The 6,109-nt window shown below is 59.9% G+C and carries 5 protein-coding genes and 1 pseudogene; all 6 read left to right on the top strand.

Annotated elements, in window-relative coordinates; translation table 11 throughout:
- Positions 1 to 28 precede the first annotated feature (28 nt).
- A complete protein-coding gene (gene ftsZ / locus Q0F21_RS04700; RefSeq protein WP_297237858.1) occupies positions 29 to 1,492 on the top strand; it encodes a cell division protein FtsZ in 1,464 nt (487 codons plus the stop codon).
- 15 nt (positions 1,493 to 1,507) lie between these two features.
- A complete protein-coding gene (locus Q0F21_RS04705) occupies positions 1,508 to 1,966 on the top strand; it encodes a GatB/YqeY domain-containing protein (RefSeq protein ID WP_297237860.1) in 459 nt (152 codons plus the stop codon).
- A 5-nt stretch (positions 1,967 to 1,971) separates the two neighbouring features.
- Positions 1,972 to 3,183 (top strand): cysteine desulfurase, encoded by a 1,212-nt coding sequence (locus Q0F21_RS04710; RefSeq protein WP_297237862.1) that lies wholly within the window; start codon positions 1,972 to 1,974, stop codon positions 3,181 to 3,183.
- Between the two features lie 143 nt (positions 3,184 to 3,326).
- A protein-coding gene (gene prfB / locus Q0F21_RS04715; protein WP_297237864.1) for a peptide chain release factor 2 occupies positions 3,327 to 4,464 on the top strand; the annotation gives its coding sequence in 2 pieces (ribosomal slippage) (positions 3,327 to 3,389 and positions 3,391 to 4,464; 1,137 coding nt in all).
- 27 nt (positions 4,465 to 4,491) lie between these two features.
- A complete protein-coding gene (gene efp, locus Q0F21_RS04720) occupies positions 4,492 to 5,058 on the top strand; it encodes an elongation factor P (protein WP_018107567.1) in 567 nt (188 codons plus the stop codon).
- Positions 5,059 to 5,219: 161 nt separating this feature from the next.
- Positions 5,220 to 6,109: pseudogene (locus tag Q0F21_RS04725) on the top strand (hypothetical protein); the annotation flags it as partial.

The raw sequence follows: 6,109 nt of genomic DNA on the forward strand, positions 1-6,109 counted from the left end.
TTTTTTATCATAGATACGTATCGGACTTATGAGCGAATTACTCAATATCAGCAGCAAAAAAAAGGATGAGATCCCGACGATCATCAAGGTGATCGGCGTCGGTGGCGGTGGTGGCAACGCCGTTAACTATATGTATGGTCAGGACGTCGACCACGTCTCCTACCTCCTCTGCAACACCGACCGGCAGCACCTCCTGGAGTGCAACGTCCCCGACACGATCGTGCTGGGACAGAAGACGACCAAGGGGCTCGGCGCCGGTAATCGACCCGAGGTGGCTCACGCCGCCGCCGAGGAGTCGGCGGAGGAGATCCGCGAGGCACTCAACGACGGGACCGAGATGGTCTTCATCACCGCCGGTATGGGTGGCGGCACCGGCACAGGCGCCGCTCCGGTGATCGCCCGCATCGCCAAGGATATGGGCAAGCTGACGGTCGGCGTGGTGACGATCCCCTTCGTCTTCGAGGGACGAGTGAAGATCCTCCAGGCGATCCAGGGCGTGGAGGAGCTGGCGAAGAATGTGGATGCTCTTCTTGTGATCAAGAACGAGCTGCTCTACCGGGTCTATCCCGACCTGACGATCACCGAGGCCTTCAAGAAAGCGGATGACGTCGTCACTACTTCTACCCGAGCCATTGCGGAGATGATCACGATCAAGGGTGCGATCAACCTCGACTTTGCCGATGTCCGCACGACGCTGCAGAATGGAGGCGTCTCAATCATCACCATGGGCTTTGCGAGCGAGGAGGAGGGCGTCAGCGTCGCCATGGATCGGGCGCTGAAGTCACCGCTTGTCAATACGACCAACTTCGACAAGGCCTCGCGCGTCCTCCTGCTGCTGACCTTCCTCAAGGGGCACGACCCCAAGGCGGCGATCGCGCAGGACTTCCAGCGCGAGCTGGAGAAGATCCAGAATAACTACTCCCTCATCTGGGGTATCAGCGAGCGGGAGGATATGGAGAATGAGATCGGCGTCACGCTCCTCGCCTCCGGCTTCAGCGAGGGCGACCTCCGCTACGACGAGTATGGCAAGGAGCTGAGCGATGCGATCAGTAAGGAGATCGGCGAGACCGCTGAGAAGAGGCACGAGAACGACCGCAAGATCAGCCTCTTCTATGGCGACGTACTCGACACAGGTCCCTACGCGACGGTGATCTTCAGCGAGGACGAGCTGGACAACGACGACTTCATCTCCGCGGTCCTCGCCACCCCGACGCTGAAGCGCAAGGACGAGGACCTGAAGAAGCTCCGCCAGCACCTCCGCACCTCAGGTGGGACGGAGGGGAAGCCTACCCCCGTCACCACACGGCGGGAGCCGGTCGCAGGAGTGGATGACCTCGGCTCACTCGAGTCTCACGCACCAGAGAGCACTCCCGTCACTCCGGAGGCACCGACCACCATAGATGAGCCGGCGATCTCGCCCGCACCGGAGACGCAGGAGAGTCTCCCCGACGATGAGGAGCAGGAGGAGATCATCCGATTTGGCAACGACTAAGACAGAAGAATAGCTATGAGCAATTTATTTGACCAAATAAGCGAAGATATACAGAAGGCGATGCTGGCGCACGATCACGTGCGGACAGAGACTCTGAGAGGGGTCAAGAAAGAGTTCCTCGAGGCAAAGACCGCCAAGGGCGCCGAGGGCGAGCTCACCGATAGCCACGCCATAGAGATCCTGCAGAAGATGAAGAAGCAGCGACTCGATGCGGCACAGATATACCACGACAATGGTCGCCAGGAGCTGGCCGAGGGCGAGGAGGCAGAGGCCAAGATACTCGAGGAGTACCTCCCCAAGCAGATGGAGGAGGGCGAGCTCACCGAGTACATCCGCGCTCTGATCGAGAAGCTCGGCGTCACGGACATGAAGGGGATGGGACGCATCATGGGCACAGCCACGAAGGAGCTGGCAGGCAAGGCTCAGGGCGGCGACATCTCCCGTATCGTCAAGCAGCTCCTCTCGGGTAAGTGATCCGGATGGCTATGGATGTAGAGCGACTGCGGGAGGACTTCCCCGCCCTGCGGGACACCATATATAAGGAGGTGCCGCTGACCTACCTCGACAACGCTGCCACGACACAGCGTCCCCAGTGCGTCATCGACCGGCTTGCGGAGGGTTACCTCCACGCCAATGCGAATATCCACCGCGGTGTCCACTACCTCAGCCGAGTGGCGACGGAGGCGCACGAGGCGGCGCGGGAGACCGCAGCCCAATTTATCCACGCCCGGGAGGCTGCCGAGGTTATCTTCACCCGCGGCACCACCGACGGCATCAATACCGTGGCGGACACCTACTGCCGAGCCTTTATGCAGCCGGGTGACGAGGTGATCGTCTCCACGATGGAGCACCACTCCAATATCGTCCCCTGGCAGCTCCAGGGCGCCAAGCTCCGCGTGATCCCCATCAGCGATGAGGGAGAGCTTGATATGGAGGCGTACGAGAAGCTCTTCTCCCCACGAACAAAAATGGTGGCAGTCACCGCCCTCTCCAACGTCCTCGGCACCGTCAATCCGGTGCGCGAGATCGTCGACATAGCACACGCACACGGCGTCCCCTGCCTCATCGATGCCGCTCAGGCTATCGCCCATCGTCCGGTGGATGTGCAGGCATGGGACTGCGACTTCCTCACCTTCAGCGGACACAAGATCTACGGTCCGACCGGCATCGGCGTCCTCTACGGCAAGCGGGAGTGGCTGGAGCGGATACCGCCCTACCAGGGCGGCGGGGAGATGATCGACCACGTCTCCTTTGACCACACCACCTACGCCGACCTGCCGTATAAGTTTGAGGCCGGGACGCCGGACTTCATCGGCAGCCTCGGACTGGAGACAGCACTCAAGTACGTGAGCGAGATCGGCATCGATGAGGTACAGTCTCACGAGCGGGAGCTGATCGACTACTGCACGAGCGAGATGGAGCAGATCGAGGGGATGAGGATCTACGGCACCGCACCGGGCAAGGAGAGTGTCATCTCCTTCCTCGTCGACGGCGTCCACCCCTACGACCTCGGCACGCTGCTCGACCACCTCGGCATCGCCCTCCGCACCGGGCACCACTGCGCTCAGCCACTGATGGAGCGGTATGGCATCACCGGCACGGCGAGGGTCAGCTTTGCCCTCTACACCACTCGCGATGAGGTGGACACCTTCATCGCCGGTCTCAGGCGCGTACTGCCGATGCTCCGCTGAGCTTGAGCAGGTAAGGGAGGGTTGCCCGCATTTTTGTACCTTTGCATAGAGCGATGAGGGGGAGAGCTTAGGCGAGCCCTCCCCCTCCTTCACTCACTCACCTATTTGTATCACCAACTATCACACTAATCGACTCGATTATTATGATGACATCAGACCAACTTGCTTCGGTGTTGGAGCGCCGCGATGCGCTGAGGGGGTACCTTTGACATCGATAACAAGAGAATACAACTAAAAGAAGAAGAACTCCGGACTCAGGACCCGCACTTCTGGGACGACCCCGCCAAGGCGCAGGAAAAGATGCGCGAGGTTGGCGACCTGAAGCGCTGGATCGAGGACTACGATAAGATCGACACGATGGCGGAGGAGCTCTCCCTCGCCCTCGAGTATGCTAAGGAGGAGCCGGAGCTGATCTCCGGGGAGGAGACCGACAAAATATACGCCTCTACCCTGGAGGCTCTCGATGACCTTGAGCTGCGCAATATGCTGCGGAGCGAGGAGGATCAGTTGGGCGCCCTACTCCAGATCAACTCCGGTGCCGGTGGCACCGAGAGTCAGGACTGGGCCTCCATGCTGGCGCGAATGTACCAGCGTTGGGCCGAGGCGCACGGGTACAAAGTGACGATCACCAACTGGCAGGACGGCGACGAGGCCGGGATCAAGACCTGCACCTTTGAGATCGAGGGCGACTACGCCTACGGCTATCTCAAGAGCGAGAATGGTGTCCACCGTCTCGTCCGCGTATCGCCCTACAATGCTCAGGGCAAGCGGATGACCTCCTTTGCCTCCGTCTTCGTCGTACCCCTCGTGGACGACCGGATCGAGGTGACGGTAGACCCCGCCAAGATCAGCTGGGACACCTTCCGCTCCGGCGGCGCCGGTGGGCAGAACGTCAATAAGGTCGAGACCGGCGTCCGACTGCGCTACCAGTACACCGACCCCGACACCGGCGAGACGGAGGAGATCCTGATCGAGAATACGGAGACCCGTAAGCAGCAGGAGAATCGTGCCAACGCCATGCGACACCTCAAGTCCGAGCTCTACGACCGAGAGCTCAAGCGTCGCCACAAGATGACTGAGGAGATCGAGGGCAGTAAGATGAAGATCGAGTGGGGCTCCCAGATACGCAGCTACGTCTTCGACGACCGGCGTGTCAAGGACCACCGCACCGATTACCAGACCTCCGATGTCGATGGCGTCATGGACGGCGACCTGGATGGCTTCATCAAGGCCTTCCTCATGCAATTTGGCGCCGCCCCCAAGGACATCTCCGGACACTGATAACACATTAATACAAAACATACCACCATGATTACAACAGCAGATTTTAAGAACGGCGTCTGCATCGAGCTCGACAGCCAGCTCTACGAGATCGTAGAGTTTCTCCACGTAAAGCCCGGCAAGGGTCCCGCCTTTGTCCGCACAAAGCTGCGCAACCTCCGCGACGGTCGCGTACTCGATAAAACCTGGACCTCCGGCGTCAAGGTAAAGGACGTCCGCATCGAGCGCCGTCCCTACCAGTACCTCTACAAGGACGAGATGGGTCTCGTCTTCATGCACCCGGAGAGCTTCGAGCAGATCACCATCCCCGAGGAGGCGATCGTCGGCGTGCAGTTCCTCAAGGAGGGCGACATGGTCGAGGCGATGATCAATGCAGAGAATGAGGAGATCCTCACCTGCGAGCTTCCCGCCCACGTCACGCTCGAGGTGACCTACACCGAGCCTGCCGTCAAGGGCAATACCGCCACCAACGCCTCCAAGTCCGCTACCGTGGAGACCGGCGCCGAGGTGATGGTCCCGCTCTTCATCACCACCGGTGAGCGCATCGAGATCGACACCCGCGACGGCTCCTACGTCGGCCGATCCAAGGAGTAATCGATCCCACCCCACAGACCGAGTGCCGTCTCCTCACCGAGGAGGCGGCACTCGGCTTCTTTAGTGAGGAAAGGAAAAAATAAGAGGAGGAAGCCACCGGATACCTGCTTTATTTCGTTACCTTTGTAGCAGAGTAACATTAGAATTAAAGACTTAGAAGAATGAAGACCATTAAGATGGCGACACTCGCCGCCCTCGTACTCTCTGTGGGACTCGCTGCCTGCAGCACCCTCAAGCCCCTGGATCCCCAGCGCGTGAGCGTAGATCCCCAGCCCCTTGTCCTCAAGGGCGGGAAGGTCCCGGCTACCATCAATGTCCGCTTCCCCAATAAGTGGTTCAATAAGAAGGCAGAGGTACGTATCACTCCCATCCTCAAGTATCCCGGCGGAGAGAGCTGGGGCACCGCCTACGCCCTGCAGGGAGAGAAGGTACGCGGCAATGCTCAGACCGTCGCCTATGCCGGGCAGAGCGTGGTGCTGAATAGCGACTTCGACTGGAAGCCCGAGATGCGCAATGCGTCACTCTTCCTCAGATTTAATGCCAAGGTGAATGGCAAGGAGGTCCGCCTCCCCGACCTTAAGGTAGGTGAGGGCACCATCGCCACCGAGGCACTCGCTGATGTGGCGTACGCCATGCCGGCACTCGCTCCGGACAACTTCCAGAGGATCATCAAGAAGGAGTACGACGCCAACATCCAATTCCTCATCCAGCAGGCTAATCTCCGCGGCACCGAGCTCTCCAAGAGCGAGATCCGCAACTGGAAGGATCTCGTACAGAACGCCTACCAGATCCCCAATCAGGACGTCGATGTCGAGGTGCAGGCCTACGCCTCACCCGATGGTGGCGTGGAGCTCAATGACAAGCTCGCTCAGAGCCGTGAGAAGAATACCACCCAGTACCTCAAGCGTGAGCTCAATCGTCTCCGTGTGGACAAGGACGTCGCAGCACACTATACCGCCCAGGACTGGGAGGGCTTCCGCAAGCTCGTCGAGCAGAGCAACCTCCAGGACAAGGAGCTGGTACTCCGCGTCCTCGAGATGTACCCCGACCC

The sequence above is a fragment of the uncultured Porphyromonas sp. genome, assembly GCF_934359325.1.
In the GTDB taxonomy this organism is placed as follows: Bacteria; Bacteroidota; Bacteroidia; order Bacteroidales; family Porphyromonadaceae; genus Porphyromonas_A.

What these genes read in the sequence shown, in the direction of transcription:
- ftsZ (WP_297237858.1), top strand. Translation starts at nt 29, where the DNA reads ATGAGCGAATTACTCAATATCAGCAGCAAAAAAAAGGATGAGATCCCG.
- Q0F21_RS04705 (WP_297237860.1), top strand. Translation starts at nt 1,508, where the DNA reads ATGAGCAATTTATTTGACCAAATAAGCGAAGATATACAGAAGGCGATG.
- Q0F21_RS04710 (WP_297237862.1), top strand. Translation starts at nt 1,972, where the DNA reads ATGGCTATGGATGTAGAGCGACTGCGGGAGGACTTCCCCGCCCTGCGG.
- efp (WP_018107567.1), top strand. Translation starts at nt 4,492, where the DNA reads ATGATTACAACAGCAGATTTTAAGAACGGCGTCTGCATCGAGCTCGAC.